The sequence below is a fragment of the Streptomyces sp. NPDC046308 genome (assembly GCF_055588065.1).
In genome coordinates, this window is sequence record NZ_JBVJFB010000002.1 from 1,377,827 (window position 1) to 1,395,135 (window position 17,309).

The 17,309-nt window shown below is 71.3% G+C and carries 17 protein-coding genes and 1 rRNA gene; 4 read left to right on the forward strand and 14 right to left on the reverse strand.

The window, feature by feature from the left end; genetic code table 11:
• Positions 1-125 precede the first annotated feature (125 nt).
• From ACZ6JT_RS13790 to ACZ6JT_RS13810, 5 genes are all read right to left on the reverse strand, one after another.
• Entirely contained in the window at positions 126-1,793 is a 1,668-nt protein-coding gene (locus ACZ6JT_RS13790; protein WP_030721293.1) for a bifunctional uroporphyrinogen-III C-methyltransferase/uroporphyrinogen-III synthase, read from the reverse strand.
• A complete protein-coding gene (gene hemC / locus ACZ6JT_RS13795) occupies positions 1,790-2,758 on the reverse strand; it encodes a hydroxymethylbilane synthase (protein ID WP_469209545.1) in 969 nt (322 codons plus the stop codon). The genes ACZ6JT_RS13790 and hemC overlap by 4 nt, the downstream gene beginning before the upstream one ends.
• Positions 2,755-4,437: a glutamyl-tRNA reductase gene (locus tag ACZ6JT_RS13800; RefSeq protein WP_469209547.1), complete on the reverse strand. Its 1,683-nt coding sequence runs from the start codon at positions 4,435-4,437 to the stop codon at positions 2,755-2,757. Before ACZ6JT_RS13800 ends, hemC begins: the two co-directional genes overlap by 4 nt.
• Positions 4,434-5,243, reverse strand: coding sequence for a redox-sensing transcriptional repressor Rex (locus ACZ6JT_RS13805; protein WP_362814707.1), 810 nt, complete (start codon positions 5,241-5,243; stop codon positions 4,434-4,436). Before ACZ6JT_RS13805 ends, ACZ6JT_RS13800 begins: the two co-directional genes overlap by 4 nt.
• A gap of 273 nt (positions 5,244-5,516) precedes the next feature.
• On the reverse strand, positions 5,517-5,795 hold the full coding sequence (locus ACZ6JT_RS13810; protein WP_469209549.1) for a glutaredoxin family protein: 279 nt from the start codon (positions 5,793-5,795) through the stop codon (positions 5,517-5,519).
• Between the two features lie 80 nt (positions 5,796-5,875).
• On the opposite strand from ACZ6JT_RS13810, the gene ACZ6JT_RS13815 reads away from it, so the two are divergent.
• From ACZ6JT_RS13815 to ACZ6JT_RS13825, 3 genes are all read left to right on the forward strand, one after another.
• Positions 5,876-6,829 (forward strand): HAD family hydrolase, encoded by a 954-nt coding sequence (locus tag ACZ6JT_RS13815; protein ID WP_469209550.1) that lies wholly within the window; start codon positions 5,876-5,878, stop codon positions 6,827-6,829.
• A gap of 419 nt (positions 6,830-7,248) precedes the next feature.
• The gene (locus ACZ6JT_RS13820; protein WP_030721275.1) at positions 7,249-8,064 is read left to right on the forward strand and encodes an ECF subfamily RNA polymerase sigma factor, BldN family; all 816 of its coding nucleotides are present in this window, start codon (positions 7,249-7,251) and stop codon (positions 8,062-8,064) included.
• A 235-nt stretch (positions 8,065-8,299) separates the two neighbouring features.
• Positions 8,300-9,502 carry a DUF5667 domain-containing protein gene (locus ACZ6JT_RS13825; RefSeq protein WP_469209552.1) on the forward strand — a complete coding sequence of 401 codons (1,203 nt, stop codon included), beginning with the start codon at positions 8,300-8,302 and terminating at the stop codon, positions 9,500-9,502.
• Positions 9,503-9,596: 94 nt separating this feature from the next.
• Here ACZ6JT_RS13825 and ACZ6JT_RS13830 read toward each other — a convergent pair whose 3' ends face one another.
• From ACZ6JT_RS13830 to ACZ6JT_RS13865, 8 genes are all read right to left on the reverse strand, one after another.
• Positions 9,597-10,583: a lysophospholipid acyltransferase family protein gene (locus ACZ6JT_RS13830; protein WP_469209554.1), complete on the reverse strand. Its 987-nt coding sequence runs from the start codon at positions 10,581-10,583 to the stop codon at positions 9,597-9,599.
• A complete protein-coding gene (locus ACZ6JT_RS13835) occupies positions 10,583-11,659 on the reverse strand; it encodes an NAD-dependent epimerase/dehydratase family protein (protein ID WP_469209556.1) in 1,077 nt (358 codons plus the stop codon). The genes ACZ6JT_RS13830 and ACZ6JT_RS13835 overlap by 1 nt, the downstream gene beginning before the upstream one ends.
• Positions 11,660-11,754: 95 nt before the next feature.
• Positions 11,755-11,853 carry a 30S ribosomal protein bS22 gene (locus tag ACZ6JT_RS13840; protein WP_003948845.1) on the reverse strand — a complete coding sequence of 33 codons (99 nt, stop codon included), beginning with the start codon at positions 11,851-11,853 and terminating at the stop codon, positions 11,755-11,757.
• Positions 11,854-11,974: 121 nt separating this feature from the next.
• Entirely contained in the window at positions 11,975-12,184 is a 210-nt protein-coding gene (locus ACZ6JT_RS13845) for a helix-turn-helix domain-containing protein (protein WP_008738568.1), read from the reverse strand.
• 114 nt (positions 12,185-12,298) lie between these two features.
• Positions 12,299-13,129: a phosphatase gene (locus ACZ6JT_RS13850; protein ID WP_469209559.1), complete on the reverse strand. Its 831-nt coding sequence runs from the start codon at positions 13,127-13,129 to the stop codon at positions 12,299-12,301.
• A 96-nt stretch (positions 13,130-13,225) separates the two neighbouring features.
• The gene (locus ACZ6JT_RS13855) at positions 13,226-14,374 is read right to left on the reverse strand and encodes an acetoin utilization protein AcuC (protein WP_469209677.1); all 1,149 of its coding nucleotides are present in this window, start codon (positions 14,372-14,374) and stop codon (positions 13,226-13,228) included.
• The gene (locus ACZ6JT_RS13860; protein ID WP_469209561.1) at positions 14,346-15,569 is read right to left on the reverse strand and encodes an MFS transporter; all 1,224 of its coding nucleotides are present in this window, start codon (positions 15,567-15,569) and stop codon (positions 14,346-14,348) included. Before ACZ6JT_RS13860 ends, ACZ6JT_RS13855 begins: the two co-directional genes overlap by 29 nt.
• 43 nt (positions 15,570-15,612) lie before the next feature.
• A complete protein-coding gene (locus tag ACZ6JT_RS13865; RefSeq protein ID WP_469209563.1) occupies positions 15,613-16,266 on the reverse strand; it encodes an HAD family hydrolase in 654 nt (217 codons plus the stop codon).
• 129 nt (positions 16,267-16,395) lie between these two features.
• On the opposite strand from ACZ6JT_RS13865, the gene ACZ6JT_RS13870 reads away from it, so the two are divergent.
• Positions 16,396-16,992 carry a Uma2 family endonuclease gene (locus ACZ6JT_RS13870; RefSeq protein WP_469209565.1) on the forward strand — a complete coding sequence of 199 codons (597 nt, stop codon included), beginning with the start codon at positions 16,396-16,398 and terminating at the stop codon, positions 16,990-16,992.
• A 60-nt stretch (positions 16,993-17,052) separates the two neighbouring features.
• Here ACZ6JT_RS13870 and rrf read toward each other — a convergent pair.
• Positions 17,053-17,169 (reverse strand): 5S ribosomal RNA (gene rrf, locus ACZ6JT_RS13875).
• Positions 17,170-17,309 lie beyond the last annotated feature (140 nt).

Consider the following 17,309-nt stretch of genomic DNA (forward strand, 5'->3'; position numbering starts at 1 on the left):
GCCCCCCCCCCCCCCCCCCCCCCCCCCCCCCCCCCCCCCCCCCCCCCCCCCTCCCCACCCCCCCCCCCCAGCCCCCCCCCCCCCCCCCCCCCCCCCCCCCCGCCCCCTCACCGCTCAGCCCACCGCTAGGTGGTACGACGCCTCCGCGCCCCCGGCCGGCGCTCGCTCGGCCGGAACACCGTCTCGCCGGCCTCCTTGGCCGCCTCGCGGCGCGCCGCACCGTACTCGGCCAGCGCCTCCGCCAGCTTCGACACCGACGGCTCCGGGGACAGCACGTCCACGCGCAGCCCGTGCTCCTCCGCCGTCTTGGCCGTCGCCGGCCCGATACAGGCGATGACGGTCACGTTGTGCGGCTTGCCGGCGATGCCCACCAGGTTGCGCACGGTGCTCGACGACGTGAAGAGCACGGCGTCGAACCCGCCGCCCTTGATCGCCTCGCGCGTGTCCGCCGGCGGCGGCGACGCCCGCACGGTCCGGTAGGCCGTGACGTCGTCGACCTCCCACCCGAGCTCGATCAGCCCGGCGACCAGCGTCTCGGTCGCGATGTCGGCCCGCGGCAGGAACACGCGGTCGATCGGGTCGAAGACCGGGTCGTACGGCGGCCAGTCCTCCAGCAGCCCGGCCGCGGACTGCTCACCGCTCGGCACCAGGTCCGGCTTCACGCCGAACTCCACCAGCGCGGCCGCGGTCTGCTCGCCCACCGCGGCGACCTTGATGCCCGCGAAGGCGCGCGCGTCGAGCCCGTACTCCTCGAACTTCTCCCGGACGGCCTTCACGGCGTTGACCGAGGTGAAGGCGATCCACTCGTAGCGGCCCGTCACCAGGCCCTTCACCGCGCGCTCCATCTGCTGCGGGGTGCGCGGCGGCTCCACGGCGATGGTCGGCACCTCGTGCGGCACCGCGCCGTACGAACGCAGTTGGTCGGAGAGCGAGGCGGCCTGCTCCTTGGTGCGCGGTACGAGGACCCGCCAGCCGAACAGCGGCTTCGACTCGAACCAGGCCAGGTCCTCGCGCCGCGCGGCGGCGCTGTGCTCACCGACCACGGCTATGACGGAACGGGCGCCCTCGGGGGACGGGAGCACCTTGCCCTGCTTGAACACCTGGGCGATCGTGCCCAGCGTCGCGCACCAGGTCCGCTGCCGCGTCGTGGTGCCCGCGACGGTCACCGTCAGCGGGGTGTCGGGCTTGCGCCCGGCGCTCACCAGCTCGGCGGCGGCCGCCGACACGGTCTCCAGCGTCGCGGAGACGACGAGGATCCCGTCGCTCGCACCGACCTCGCTCCAGCAGCGCGCCGAGGCAGTTTTCGCGTCGACGAAGCGGACGTCCGCGCCCTGCTTGTCGCGCAGCGGGACACCGGCGTACGCGGGCACGCCGACCGCGGTCGCGACTCCGGGCACCACCTCGAAGGGGATGCCGGCGGTGGCGCAGACGAGCATCTCCTCGGCCGCGTTGCCGTCGAGCCCGGGGTCGCCCGTGACGGCACGTACGACCCGCCTGCCGGAGCGTGCGGCCTCCATGACAAGATTGGCCGCGTCCCGGATCACCGGGACCCCGGCGGCTGCTGACACTTCGTCAGCGATCGTCAGCTGCGGCGTGTCGACGTTCGCGCGCGCATGCGTCCGTACGACCTCGAGCACCTCGGGCTCCGCGATCAGTACGTCCGCGGCGGCGAGCGCCTCGACGGCGCGCAGCGTCAGCAGACCCGGGTCGCCGGGGCCGGCACCGAGGAAGGTGACGCGTCCGTGGGCGGCGACGGCCGGATAGGCGGAGGTGGTCGGAATTGAGGGGTTCAAAGCGATCGCTCCCCCATCAGACCGGCCGCGCCCTTGGCCAGCATCTCGTCCGCGAGTTCGCGGCCGAGAGCCATGGCCTCGTCGTACGACTGGGGCACGGGACCGGTGGTGGACAGCTGAACCAGCGTCGAGCCGTCGAGGGTTCCGACGACGCCGCGCAGGCGCATTTCATTGACAATCCGTCCGTCGGCCAGAAGATCGGCGAACGCGCCCACGGGTGCGCTGCAGCCGGCCTCCAGGGCGGCGAGCAGAGAACGCTCGGCGGTCACGGCGGCCCGGGTGTGCGGGTCGTCGAGTTCGCCGAGCGCGGCGATGAGGTCCGTATCGGACGCGAGGCACTCCACGGCCAGGGCGCCCTGGCCGGGGGCCGGCAGGACGCTGTCGACGGAGAGCAGGTCGGTCGCCTCGTCACCGCGACCGATCCGGTTGAGGCCGGCGGCCGCGAGCACGACGGCGTCGAGCTCGCCGTCGCGGACGAAGCCGATCCGGGTGTCGACGTTGCCGCGGATGGGCACCGTCTCGATCCGCTTGCCGAGCGACAGCGCCAGGTGGTTGAGCTGGGCCGTGCGCCGCGGCGACCCGGTGCCGATGCGGGCACCGTCGGGCAGCTGCTCGAAGGTCAGGCCGTCGCGCGCGACGAGCGCGTCCCGCGGGTCCTCGCGCAGCGGCATGGCCGCGATCACGAGGTCGTCGGGCTGCGCGGTCGGCAGGTCCTTCAGCGAGTGCACGGCGAAGTCGACCTCACCGCGCAGCAGCGCGTCGCGCAGGGCGGTGACGAACACGCCCGTGCCGCCGATCTGCGCGAGGTGCTCGCGCGAGACGTCGCCGTAGGTCGTGATCTCCACGAGCTCGACGGCCCGGCCGGTGATCGCCCGTACCGCGTCGGCGACGTGCCCCGACTGGGACATGGCCAGCTTGCTCCGCCGCGTACCGAGCCGCAGCGGCTGGTCGGGACGTGTGTTCATGATGCCCGTCCTGGGTCGTCGTCGTTCATCGGATCGGCCGCGTCCGCCCGGCTGACGGAAGCAACCGTCTGAGGGTCGAGGTCGAAGAGTTCGCGCAGCGCCTCCGCGTACCCGGCGCCGCCGGGCTCGCTGGCGAGCTGCTTGACGCGCACGGTCGGCGCGTGGAGGAGCTTGTCGACGACGCGGCGCACGGTCTGGGTGACCTCGGCGCGCTGCCGTTCGTCCAAGTCCGGGAGCCGCCCGTCGAGCCGCGCCACTTCCATGGCCACGACCTCGGCCGCCATGGCCCGCAGGGCGACCACGGTGGGCGTGATGTGCGCGGCCCGCTGTGCGGCGCCGAAGGCGGCCACTTCCTCGGCGACTATGCCGCGTACGGCATCGACGTCGGCCGCCATCGGGGCGTCGGCCGACGCCTCGGCCAGGCTTTCGATGTCGACGAGCCGCACCCCGGGGATCCGGTGCACTGCGGCGTCGATGTCGCGCGGCATGGCCAGGTCCAGCAGGGCCAGCCGTACGGGCGCCGCGTCGACCTGGCTGCGGGGACCCCTGCGGGGCTGCCGCTGCGCGGCGGCCTCGCCCTGGTCGGCCCAGGTCCCGTGCAGTTCGAGGGAGTTCGCGTCGACCCCGGTCAGCGCGGCCCGCCCGTCGGGCCCCACCGGACACCCGTCGGCCTCGGCGGCAGCACTGATCGTCCGAGCCGCCCCGGCATCGGCCAGCCGCCCGCCATCGCGCGCAGCGGCGACGAGCCGCGCGACGACGGCCGCATCCAGCCCGGCCGGCACAACCAGCCCCGCCGGCACATCCAGCCCCGCCGGCGTTTGAGGCGCGGGGTCTGGGGCAGCGCCCCAGGACACGGCGGCGAGCACGTCATCGGCGGTCAGCACGAGCCCGGTGGCCCCGGTGCAGGACACCACCACGTCGACTCGTGTCAGCTCATCGGCGACCTGAGCCATCGGCACGGCCGAAGCCCGCACACCCGTGCCTGAGGCAACCAGAATCTCCGCAAGCCGCTCCGCCCGATCGGCGGTCCGGTTCGCCACCACGATCTCGGCGACGCCGACCCGCGCCAGCGTCGCGGCCGCCAGCGAGGACATCGACCCGGCGCCTATGACCAGGGCCCGCTTGCCCCGGGCCCATTCGGCCACCGGCGTGCCGACCGCCAGCTGCTCCAGCCCGAAGGTCACCAGCGACTGGCCCGCGCGGTCGATCCCGGTCTCCGAGTGCGCCCGCTTGCCGACCCGCAGCGCCTGCTGGAACAGGTCGTTGATCAGCCGGCCGGCGGTGTGGAGCTCCTGCCCCAGCGCCAGCGCGTCCTTGATCTGGCCGAGGATCTGCCCCTCGCCCACGACCATCGAGTCCAGGCCGCACGCCACCGAGAACAGGTGGTGCACCGCCCGGTCCTCGTAGTGCACGTACAGGTACGGAGTGAGCTCTTCCAGAGCCACCCCGCTGTGCTGGGCCAGCAGCGTGGACAGCTCGGCCACACCCGCGTGGAACTTGTCCACGTCCGCGTACAGCTCGATCCGGTTGCACGTGGCGAGCACCGCCGCCTCCGTCGCGGGTTCCGCGGCGAGGGTGTCGTGCAGCAGCTTGGTCTTGGCGTCCGCGGGCAGCGAGGCCCGCTCCAGGACGCTGACGGGTGCGCTGCGGTGGCTCAGCCCTACGACGAGCAGACTCATGCCGGCATCACCGCCGGGTGGTCACCCTCGGGGTTGCCCTTGCGCGCCTCGGCGGCCGCGCGCCCGGCCGGCGGCACGACGGCCGCGGCGGGGGCGGCGCCGCCCACGGAGGAGCCGCCGGCGGCAGCGGCGGCGGCCGCTTCCTCGCCGGCCTTGCGCTGCTCGTGGAACGCCAGGATCTGGAGCTCGATGGAGAGGTCGACCTTGCGCACGTCCACGCCGTCGGGCACGGACAGCACGGTCGGGGCGAAGTTCAGGATGGAGGTGACTCCGGCCGCGATCAGCCGCTCGCTGACCTGCTGGGCCGCACCGGCCGGCGTCGCGATGACTCCGATCGAGACGCCGTTCTCCTCGATGATCTTCTCGAGGTCGTCGGTGTGCTGCACGGCCATGCCGGCGACCGGCTTGCCGGCCATCGCCGGATCGGCGTCGATGAGGGCCGCGACGCGGAAGCCGCGCGCGGAGAAGCCGCCGTAGTTGGCGAGGGCGGCGCCGAGGTTGCCGATGCCGACGATGACGACCGGCCAGTCCTGGGTCAGGCCGAGCTCGCGGGAGATCTGGTAGACGAGGTATTCCACGTCGTAGCCGACGCCGCGGGTGCCGTAGGAACCGAGGTACGAGAAGTCCTTGCGCAGCTTCGCGGAGTTGACTCCGGCGGCGGCCGCGAGCTCCTCGGAGGACACCGTGGGCACCGATCGCTCGGAGAGCGCGGTGAGGGCACGCAAGTACAGCGGAAGCCGGGCGACAGTGGCCTCGGGAATACCTCGGCTGCGGGTCGCCGGTCGGTGAGTTCGGCCAGTTGCCACGATGCTCCTGCGGGATGAGCGGGGCTGCAGGCGGTCACTTGTCCCAAGACCGCCCCGTCGACAGCAGGCTATGCCTTTGTGAACGCGTGCACAAAGATTGTGTCCGGTTTGTCCGAGCAAAGTGACCGGGGTCACGCGACTTCGGCACGCAAACCCGGAACCGGCGGCACGCCGAACCCGTTCAAATCCCAAAGGGGGCAAAACCGTGCACACTCCTCACAGATACGCCCCCGAGACCCCACAAATCGCCCATGATGGTAACCGGCAAAGGGGTCAAGCCCCCAACGCCCGCCGGAGCCGGTCCGGGTTCACCCTCCAGAAGGTGTGCTGTTCGCCGTCGACGAGCACCACCGGGATCTGCTCCCAGTGCAGCCGGTACAACTCCTCGTCCTGCGAGATGTCCTTCTTCTCCCACTGCGCTCCGGTCTCGGCGCAGACCCTCGCGACCACCTCCTCGGCCTCGTCGCACAGGTGACATCCGGGCTTCCCGATCAGCGTCACCATCCGCTCGCCGGGACGCTTCTTTTCCTTGCGGTGCAACAAAGGGCTCATGGCCCCATTCTCCCGAAGTGTTAACGCCTCCGTTTCCCATCGGTTCGGGAAGTTCCGAACACAGTGGCTATGCTCGCCGCATGGCCGCTCTGGGATGGCTCACCCCTCGTAGACGCTCCGCGACCGCGCGGAGCGTGCTTGCAGGCGAGGCCTCGGCGGAGGCCGCCCGCAAGACCGCGCTGGCCGAAGCCGGAGCCGGCGCCCCTCAGATCGAGGCGCCCCGGGAAGAGCCGCCGGCCGAGCCCGAGTTCCCGGTCGCCGGCGACGACCTCGCCGCCGCCTTCTTCGACCTCGACAACACCGTCATGCAGGGCGCCGCGATCTTCCACTTCGGCCGCGGCCTCTACAAGCGCGAGTTCTTCCGGCGCCGCGAACTCGCCCGCTTCGCCTGGCAGCAGGCCTGGTTCCGGCTCGCCGGGGTCGAGGACCCCGAGCACATGCAGGACGCCCGCGACAGCGCCCTGTCCATCGTCAAGGGCCACAAGGTCTCCGAGCTGATGGCCATCGGCGAGGAGATCTACGACGAGTACATGGCCGAGCGGATCTGGCCGGGCACCCGCGCCCTGGCCCAGGCCCACCTCGACGCCGGCCAGAAGGTGTGGCTGGTCACCGCGGCCCCGGTGGAGACGGCCACGATCATCGCCCGCAGGCTGGGCCTGACCGGCGCCCTGGGCACCGTCGCCGAGTCCATCGACGGGGTCTACACCGGCCGCCTGGTCGGCGAGCCGCTGCACGGCCCCGCCAAGGCCGAGGCAGTCCGCGCCCTGGCCGCCGCCGAGGGCCTGGACCTCGCGCGCTGCGCCGCGTACAGCGATTCGCACAACGACATCCCGATGCTGTCGCTGGTCGGACATCCGTACGCGATCAATCCGGACACAAAACTGCGCAAGCATGCCCGGACCAACGACTGGCGGCTGCGCGACTATCGGACCGGCCGCAAGGCCGTGAAGGTCGGTGTCCCGGCGGCCGCCGGCGTCGGCGCCATCGCGGGCGGCGCCGCGGCCGCCATCGCCCTGCACCGCCGCCGCAAGTAACAACGGCCGGCCCGGCATTCCGGCTGCCGCCAGCACCGGAGCCCTCGCACGCCAGGCGGGCGGCGCCCCGCGGGCGCCCCGCCGCCCTCCCGCACGCTCCCCGCCCACCGGCCCCGAGGCATTCCCCCGGCTCTACCCCCGGAGGGGACATGCCACTCCGGCCTGCCGGACTCGGTCGTGAGCCCTCTTGGAAGCGTCCATTCCGCGTGCCCAAGCGATCAAGAATCGATCACCAACAGCGACTGAATATGCCCTCGACACGCAACAGAAGTGTCGGAACCGGTGATTTGAGCAACTGGGTGTAGCACTGCCTGTACGAAGCGTTATTCTCCTCAAACGCATGCCACCGCCCATCTGTCGCCACGACGGGTGAACGGTTCCGCACTGCACGTGATGGAAGCTCTGCCTCTGGGAGTCCCGTGTACCCACCTGTCGGGGTTGACGCCTCGGGCCTGGCTCAGCTGCGCGCAACGGTCCTCGACCACCTGCGCGGCTTCGTCCCCACCGCGTACGCCGTCCCCGCCTTCGCCGCCGCGGTCCCCGCCGGTATCGGCCCGGCCGGTCCTTGCTACGCCCTGACCGACGGCGGAGCGACGGTGGGCAGACGAGGGCGCGCGGCCGGGGGCTCGAACGGCGCAGCCGGCACGAGCACCCAGGCCACCCCCCGCCGCCCCACGGCGGACAGCGACCAGGCCCGCATGATGGACCTGGTCGAACGCGCCCAGGCGGGCGAGGCCGACGCCTTCGGCCGCCTCTACGACCAGTACAGCGACACGGTCTACCGCTACATCTACTACCGGGTCGGGGGGAAGGCGACCGCGGAGGACCTCACCAGCGAGACCTTCCTGCGCGCGCTGCGCCGGATCTCCACCTTCACCTGGCAGGGCCGCGATTTCGGCGCCTGGCTCGTGACGATCGCCCGGAACCTGGTGGCGGACCACTTCAAGTCCAGCCGGTTCCGGCTGGAGGTCACCACCGGCGAGATGCTCGACGCCAACGAGGTCGAGCGCAGCCCCGAGGACTCCGTCCTGGAGTCCCTTTCCAACGCGGCCCTGCTGGAGGCCGTACGGAAGCTCAATCCGCAGCAGCAGGAGTGCGTGACCCTGCGCTTCCTGCAGGGCCTCTCGGTCGCCGAGACGGCCCGGGTCATGGGAAAGAACGAAGGAGCGATCAAGACGCTCCAGTACCGGGCGGTCCGCACGCTGGCCCGCCTCCTCCCGGACGACGCCCGCTGACCCCCTCATAAATCAACACAACCTCACATACATCCGGTGACCCCTCGATGACGCTGTGGTCCGATCATCCTTCGTCCGTAACCCAAGTGCCGCGACGCTCGTTGTGCGGAATGCAGACCCCCTGTGGACACGCCCTGCCCGAAGCCGCTCACTCGAAAGTGTGGATGTGCTCAAGGAAGGCAACCTTCCGGACACCTTGGGGAGTCGATCGTCATGACGAGAGGAGGTGCCGCCAGTGATCGCGAACGTGACTCCGCACCGGCGGGCGAACGCCTTCGCCCAGGCCCTGGAGGATCGGACCCCGTCCGACCTTTCGGAACCGGACCCGGCGGCCGAGCAGTCCGAGGCACCTGCCGAACCTGCCGACCACGACCGGTTGTTGGCCCTGGCGAGCGTGCTCGGCGAAAGAATGCCGCGCCCGGTGCTGGACCCCGAGGTCAAGGTGGTGCAGCGAGCCCAGCTCGTTGCAGCCATGGAGGCCATGGTGTTGGAAGAGAGGGCCGGGGGCGGTGCCGCCTCGGACCCTCTGGTGCCCGAACAGCGGACCGGCCGCGGCGCCCACCGGGCGACCCCGCTCCGGAAATTGCGGCCCCGCTCCCGCTGGTCCAAGGGCATCGCAGCGGGAGGCCTCACCGTGGGTGTGGCCGCGGGGGCCTTCAGCGGAGTGGCCGCTGCCAGTTCCGACGCCCTGCCCGGTGACCACCTCTACCCCGTGAAGCGGGGCATGGAGGACCTGAAGCTGGGGATGGCCGACGACGACGCGGACCGGGGCGAGCTCTACCTCGACCAGGCCTCGAACCGTCTGTCGGAAGCCCGCAGGCTGATGGAACGGGGCCGGCTGGGCGACCTGGACCACGAGTCCCTGGGCGCGATCCGCCGGGCCCTGGCGGGCGTGAAGCACGACGCGGAGGAGGGCCACCGGCTCCTCCAGGCAGCGTACGAACGGGACGGCTCGCTCGGCCCGATCCAGAAGCTGTCGTCGTTCTCCCGCTCCCACCGGGACGTCTGGGGCAAGCTCCGCGAGAGACTCCCGGCCCAGCTCACGGACGTGGGCGGTGAGGTGGAGTCGGTCTTCCAGGCCATAGACGAAGACGTGGCGCCGCTCCAGAGCCTGCTCCCCAAGCCACCGGAGCAGACCCGCGGCACCGGCACGCCCGGCAGCGCCTCCACCAAGCCGGGCGCCCCCAGCGGAGCGCACCCGTCGGCCCCGGCCGCGAGCACGCCCTCGGGCAGCCCCGCGCCGTCCCCCTCGGGCAGCACCCGGCCGCCGGCCGGCGGCCTCCTGGGCGGTACGGGCGACCTGCTCAACCCGCCCGCGGGGGAATCGGCCCCGCCCCCCTCGGGCACCCCGGAGCAGGCGCGCCCGGACATCACCCTCCCGCCCCTCCTCCCGGGCATCCTCCCGGGCCTGGGCCTGGGCGCGGAGGACGCGGAGTAGGAGTAGGAGTAGGACGAGGGCGGGGCTGCTCAGGCAGCCCCGCCCTCGCTCCTTCGCCGGTGGGTCAGAAGAACACGGGTCAGAGGAACACCGGTCAGAAGAACACGGACCGCCGCTGCACGAGCAGCTTGTACAGCGTGTGCTGGATCTGCTCCCGCACCTGATCCGTCAGGTTGAACATCAGCATCGGGTCCTCCGCCGCCTCGGCCGCATACCCCGAGGTGGGAATCGGCTCGCCGAACTGGATCGTCCACTTCGTCGGCAACGGCACGACGCCCAACGGCCCCAGCCACGGAAACGTCGGCGTGATCGGGAAGTACGGGATCCCCAGCAGCCGGGCCAGCGTCTTCGCGTTGCCGACCATCGGGTAGATCTCCTCCGCCCCCACGATCGAGCACGGCACGATCGGCGTCCCCGCCCGCAGCGCCGTCGACACGAACCCGCCCCGGCCGAAGCGCTGCAGCTTGTACCGGTCCCCGAACGGTTTCCCTATCCCCTTGAAGCCCTCCGGCATCACCCCGACCAGCTCCCCGGCCTCCAGCAGCCGTTGCGCGTCCTCCGCGCACGCCAGGGTGTGCCCCGCCTTGCGGGCCAGCTCGTTGACCACGGGCAGCATGAACACCAGGTCCGCCGCCAGCAGCCGCAGGTGGCGCTGTGCCGGGTGGCGGTCGTGCACGGCGACCTGGAGCATCAGCCCGTCCAGCGGCAGCGTACCGGAGTGGTTGGCCACGATCAGCGCGCCGCCCTCGGCCGGGATGTTCTCGATGCCCCTGACCTCGACGCGGAAGTACTTGTCGTAGAGCGGCCGCATCAGGGACATCAGGACCTGGTCCGTCAGTTCCTTGTCGTAGCCGAACTCGTCGACCTCGTAGTCCCCGGTGACCCGCCGCCGCAGGAACGCCAGTCCGCCCGCGATCCGCCGGTCCCAACCGTCACCGGACGCCGCCGGAGCCGGCTCCGGCGCCGGCTCGGGGGCCTGCGGCGGCTCCAGCGGCTCGGGAGCGGACACCGCCCGCACCCGGCGGGGGATCCGCCGGCGCGGCCGGTCCTCGTCGAACGGAATGACCTTGGCGTCCGCCACTATCGCTTCGCTCCTTCAACCGCGTCGGCATCGACATCAAGCCCGTCTGCCCCCAGCATGGCCGCCATCCGGTCGACGGCCCGCCCGACCCGCTCCGGCGGCAGCAGCCCGCTCCCCCGGCTCCGCGCGAAGTCCGAGAAGGTCTCCGCCGTCGTGTAGAGCGGCTCGAAACCGAGGACCTCCCGCATCTGCGAGGTCTCCACGACCCGGCCGTGCGTGAGCAGCTGCATCTGCTCCGCCGAGAACTCGGTGACCCCGACCGCCCGCAACGCGGAACCCACCCACGTCAACGCGGGCAGCAGCAGCGGCACCGTGGGCCGCCCCAGCCGCCGCGAGCACTGCGACAGCAGCAGCACGCCGTCACCCGCGATGTTGAAGGTCCCGCTGTTCAGCGTTCCGCGTCTGGGCTCCCGCGCCGCCAGTCCCAGCACTTCGAGGACGTCGTCCTCGTGCACGAACTGCAGCCGCGGGTCGTAGCCCAGCACGGTCGGCATCACCGGGATCGAGAAGTACTCGGCGAGCGCCGAGTCCGCGAAGGGCCCCAGGATGTTCGCGAACCGCAGTACGCACACCGCGACGTCGGGCCGCCTGCGCGCGAAGCCGCGTACGTACCCCTCGACCTCGGCGGCGTCCTTGGCGAAGCCGCCCGACGGCAGCGATTTCGGTTCGGTGGTCTCGGTGAAGACGGCCGGGTCCCTGGAGGTGCCCCCGTACACGCTGGTACTGGACTTCACCACGAGCCGTCGCACCGTCGGCGACTTCTGGCAGGCCCCGAGGAGCTGCATGGTCCCGATAACGTTCGTTTCCTTGACGGCGCTGCGCGCGCCGCCCGCGCCCGCGGCGCTCCCGGTGACCGCCAGGTGGACCACCGTGTCCACGGCGTGCTCGGCGAGCACGCGGGCGATCGCCGACTGTCTGATGTCCGTACGGACGAACTCAGCCGATCCGAGCCGGTGCGGCGGTGTCACCGCGTCCACCGCGATCACCCGCTCGACGTCCGGGTCACGCTGGATCCGGCGCACGAAGCGGCCGCCCAGCTGCCGGGCTGCCCCGGTGACGAGTACGACCTTCCCCACGAGCTCAGCGCCTCCCTAGAAGAAGTCCCCCGGCTGCACCGCAGCCCCTCCACCAGGATGGTGGAGGGGCTGCGGAGAACACGTACAGCTGCCGTTTACTTCTTGTTACGGCGCTGGACGCGGGTGCGCTTGAGCAGCTTGCGGTGCTTCTTCTTAGCCATCCGCTTGCGCCGCTTCTTGATAACAGAGCCCACGACTACCCTCGCTCACTTCTCTTCATTCGGTGCGGGGCGTCGGGGCCCACACGACCTACGTCGGCCTAGCCTACCGTCCCGAGCTCTGAGCTTGTAATCCGAGGGCGCGCCGGGGTCAGTCTCAGGCCGACTCCACCCCCACATAGGACTCTCGGAGGTACTCGTGGACCGCGTTCTCGGGGACCCGGAAGGACCGGCCCACCCGGATTGCGGGCAGATGACCGTTGTGCACCAGCCGGTACACGGTCATCTTCGACACTCGCATCACCGAGGCAACCTCCGCCACGGTCAGGAACTGAACCTCACTGAGAGGCCTCTCGCCAGCAGCCATGACACACCTTGACCTTCCGCGCATGACGGGCACCGGCTTCCCCTCCGGTTACTCCTCGTCGTCGCACGCTCACTCCCCAGAGTAGGGGCGCGTGATACGAGTGGGGAAGAGGAGCTACGGCCACTCCTGCCGGGCCGTCAGGCTCGCCCTCCCGAGAACGTAGCGCGTAAGCGGTCGGTAGTAATCCGCTCGCACCGCGTCATCAAGTGGAACGGCCACAGACACCCGCCCCTCGGCCTCCCCCACGAACAGCGCGGGATCATCCGTGTCCGCCAGCCCGATCGCCCGCACACCGAGCTGACCTGCGCCGCAGACCCACCCGTGGTCCCCCACGACCAGCTCCGGCAACGGCCCGCCGGCCTCCGCCAAGGCCCCCAGAGCCACCCGAACCGGCAGCGGCGAATGGGTGTGCACGCCCGTCGCACTCCCCGGCACCCGCGCGCCGGGTTCCCGCACCAGCGCGACCCCCCGTACGTATTCGATGCGGTACGTGCGTACGCCGAACCGGGTCGTCATGTCGACACTCACCCCCTGCGCAGGGGTGAGGACAACACATCCCGCCGCCGACATCGCCTCCGCCAAACCGGCGTAGAAGCCCAGGAGCCGGTGCGGATGACCGGTCCCGAACAGCACCGGCGACCGCGCCCGCGCCGCCTCCCGCAGCCGCCCCGCGAAGGCCTCCAGCGCGGCCACCGTCCGCTCCGGGTCGATCACGTCCGGCCCGCTGACGTGCGCGGGGTCAGCCGAGACACCGCACTTGTCCGCCATCAGCCTCAGCAAGTCACCCTCGCCCCAGCCCCACTCCGGCTCCAGCCCCAGCAGCACCCGCGGATCACGCGCCGCGAACAGCCGGTAACTGCGCAGGCTCTCCTCCCGGGAGGTGGCGACGGGCCCGGCCAACCGGGCGGCCAGCAGATGCGCACGCAGCGCGCCGGTGCTCAACACCCTCCGATGCTGCCCCCAACGCATCTGGCGGGTCATCAATTCCGGCGAACAGCCCCACAGTTGGCGTAACGATGCATCAAGGTCACCAAGAGGGGGTCAGGTCAGCATTCCGCGCAGCGGGAAGACCGCCCGACGCGTCGCGAGAACGGCCTGATCCGTACGGTCCGCCGGGTCGTAGCCCGCGTCCCAGTCCCGCCAGGAAGGCGTCCGCCCGTCCGTCATCCGGGCCGGAGCCAACTGCCGCGTCCGCGCGTACACCTCGTCCCGCCACGACGCGGGAACCGCCGCCGCCGGGTCCACCGGCCGGTGCGCGGCGATCGCCACCAGGTGCGTCCACGACCTCGGCACCACGTCCACCACCGCGTACCCGCCGCCGCCCAGCGCCAGCCACCTGCCGTCCGCGTACTCGTGCGCGAGCCGGTGACAGGACTCCTGGACGGCCCGCTGGGCGTCCAGGGACACCGCCAGGTGCGCGAGGGGGTCCTCGAAGTGCGTATCGGCCCCGTGCTGGGTCACCAGCACCTGCGGCCGGAAGTCCGCCAGCAGCTCCGGCACGACCGCGTGGAAGGCCCGCAGCCACCCCTCGTCCCCCGTCCCGGCGGGCAGCGCGATGTTCACCGCCGACCCCTCGGCCGCCGGCCCCCCGGTCTCCTGCGGCCAGCCGGTCTGCGGGAACAGCGTGCGCGGATGCTCGTGCATCGAGATCGTCAGCACCCGCGGGTCGTCCCAGAAGGCCGTCTGCACGCCGTCCCCGTGATGCACGTCCACATCCACGTACGCGACGCGCTCGGCCCCCAGCTCCAGCAGCCGCGCGATCGCCAGCGACGCGTCGTTGTACACGCAGAAGCCGGCCGCCCCGCCCGGCATGGCGTGGTGCAGCCCGCCCGCGAAGTTCACCGCGTGCTCCGCCTCCCCGCGCCACAGCGCCTCCGCGCCCGCCACCGACTGCCCGGCGATCAGCGCCGACGCCTCGTGCATGCCGTGGAAGGCCGGATCGTCGACCGTCCCCAGCCCGTACGACCCGTCCGCGAGCCCCGGGTCCCCCGACACCTCGCGCACCGCGGCGACGTAGTCCTCCCGGTGAACCAGCCGCAGCGTCGAGTCACCGGCCACGGGGGCCGCCCGTACCTCCATCTCCCGGTCCAGCCCGAAGGCGCGCACCAGGCCCATGGTCAGCGCCAGGCGCACCGGGTCCATCGGATGGCTCGGTCCGAAGTCATACCTCGTTACCGCCTCGTCCCACATCAACAGCCCGGTCACCGGCTCGCCGCTCATGCCGGACACCGTATCGGGCCTTGTCGGAGCCGAACGAGCGGGCGTGCAGCAAGGTCACCAGCACCAACGCCATCGGCACCAGCATCGCGCCCCGGTAGCTCCAGGCGTCGCCGACCGCCCCGACGAGCGGCGACCCGATCAGGAAGCCGACGTAGTTGAAGATGTTGAGCCGCGCGACGGCCGTGTCGGACGCCCCCGGGAACAACCGCCCCGCCGCGGCGAAGGTCTGCGGCACGATCACGCACAGCCCGATCCCCAGCAGGGTGAAGCCGAGCATCCCCACCCACGCCCCCGGCGCGGCCGCGACGACGGCGAAGCCGGCCGCGGCGACCAGCGTCCCGGCCCGCACCACGGCCGCGGCCCCGAAGCGGCGCACGCCCAGGTCCCCGACGGCCCGCCCGACGAGGGTGGTCACCATGTAGACGTTGTAGGGGACGGTCGCCATCTGCTCCGAGCTCCCGAGCACGTCCTGGAGGTACTTGGCACTCCAGTTCGCCACCGTCGAGTCCCCGATGTACGCGCACGCCATCACCAGGCACAGGGGCAGCAGCAGCGTGAACCCGCCGCTGCCCAGCCCCTTCTCCTGCACCTCGCCGGGGCCCGTACCGTCCACGTAGCGCCGGCTCAGCACCACCACGAGCGGCACCAGCACGACCACGGCCGGCAGATAGCCGGTGAACAGGCTCAGGTGCCAGTGCGCCCCGGCCCACGCCGCCGACGCGCCCAGGATCCCGCCCAGGCTGTACGCGGCGTGGAAGCCGAGCATGATGCTCCGCCCGTACGCGCGCTGGAGGCTGACCCCGAGCATGTTCATCGAGGCGTCCAGCGCACCCACCGACAGCCCGAACGCCCCCAGGGCCACCGCCACGTGCCACATCTGGCCGCCGGTCCCGACGCCCAGCAGGGACAGCAGCACGAGCGGCTGCGCCCACCGCAGGACGACGCTGGGCGCCACCCGCTTCACCAGGTGCTCGGTGGCCACGCTCGACACCCCGGCGAGGATCGGCACGGCCGCGAGGAAGGCGGGCAGCAGCCCGTCGGATATCCCGTACCGGTCCTGGATGGCCGGGATCCGGGTCACGAGCAGCGCGAAGGCCACGCCCTGCGCGAAGAAACTGAACCCCAGGGCGCCGCGGCCGCGCCGCAGCCGCACATCATCCGTCATGGCGCGTCAGCGTAGGCCCCGGGGCTACCCGTGGGTAGAGCGATCACACGGGCAGTTGCAGGAGCAGCGGGACCCGCATCATGTCCCCGAAGTACCCGGTGGCCCCGGGCAGCTGCTCGGCGGGCAGCATCGCGGTGTACGCGTACACGTCCATGCCGGCGGCGACGGCGGCCTGGATCCCGCGGGGGCTGTCCTCGATGACGACGCACCGCGCGGGCTCGACGCCCATCTGCCGGGCGGCGTGCAGGAACAGGTCGGGTGCCGGCTTGCCCTGGCCCACGTCATCGGAGCTGAAGATCCACTCCTCCTCGAACCATCCGTCGATCCCCGCCGCCAGGTGCCCGGCCCTGATCCGCTCGTGGCTCCCGGAGGAGGCGAGGCAGTACCCGACCCCGCTCGCGGTCAGCGCCCCGAGCACGTCCTCGATGCCGGCGACCGGCTTCAGCTCCCGCTCGAACGCGGCGATGGTCCGCGCGGCCAGCGTCGCGTCGAAGTCCGCGGGCAGCCGCGCCCCGGTCCGCTCCTGGACGAGGTCGTGCACCCGGTGCACGGCCGCCCCCATGTAGTCGCGGAGCGAGTCCTCGTACGTGGTCGTGTGCCCCAGCTCGGTCAGGTACCCGGCGAGGACGCTGTTGGCGAGCGGCTCACTGTCCACCAGCACGCCGTCGTTGTCGAAGATGACGAGGTCATAGCCCATACCCCAACCCTACGATCCGTCAGCTCAGGTCCCCGGCAACCCGGGGCTGGTGAACGGACGAACGGCAGAAGATTCACGGAACCGCCTCACCGAACTGGACACGCTGGTTCGGCACCCACCAGGAGACACATGGCCGACTTCACCCCCGAGCAGCTGCGCCGCATGCACGACTTCGCGGAGGTGCTCGCGGAGCTGGCCGAGCGCCAGGAAGACCAGTGGAAGGTGCAGACCACCGACGGTCAGATCTTCCTCACGATGGTGAGCCCCACGGCACCTCACGGGCTGAACGTGGTCCGGCTGCGCCGTCAGATCGAGGCCCAGACGCCCGGGGTGATGGCCCTCAACGACACGAACATGGGCGATCCCCGAACGGGTCTCACCAAGGTCCCCGACCTCATGGTCATCGCGGAGGAGGACACGGACGACACGGCGAAGGTGGTCAACTCCCGTGACGTCATGATGGTGGTGGAGGTCGTCTCCCGCACGAACTCCCTCACCGATATCCGCGACAAGCTGCACGACTACCCGCGGATGGGGGTGCCGCTCTATGTCGTCGTGGACCCCCGCAAGGACAAGAAGACCGTCACGGTGCACAGCGACCCCTCGGAAGGGCCTGACGGCATCCGCTACCGCAAGAAGGTCCCCTACGCATTCGGCGACACCGTCACCGCCGGCCGCTGGACGTTCGACACCTCAAGCCTCAAGAGCTACCCCGCCGGATGGTAGGGGCCGTAAACGCAAAAAGCCCCGTACCGGATACCCGGTACGGGGCTTTTCACAATGATTGTTCGGCGGCGTCCTACTCTCCCACAGGGTCCCCCCTGCAGTACCATCGGCGCTGAAAGGCTTAGCTTCCGGGTTCGGAATGTAACCGGGCGTTTCCCTAACGCTATGACCACCGAAACACTATGAAATTTGAACGCTGGCATGGACACAGCTGTTCGTTATTTCAGAACTAACACAGTGGACGCGAGCAACTGAGGACAAGCCCTCGGCCTATTAGTACCAGTCAGCTTCACCCGTTACCGGGCTTCCACATCTGG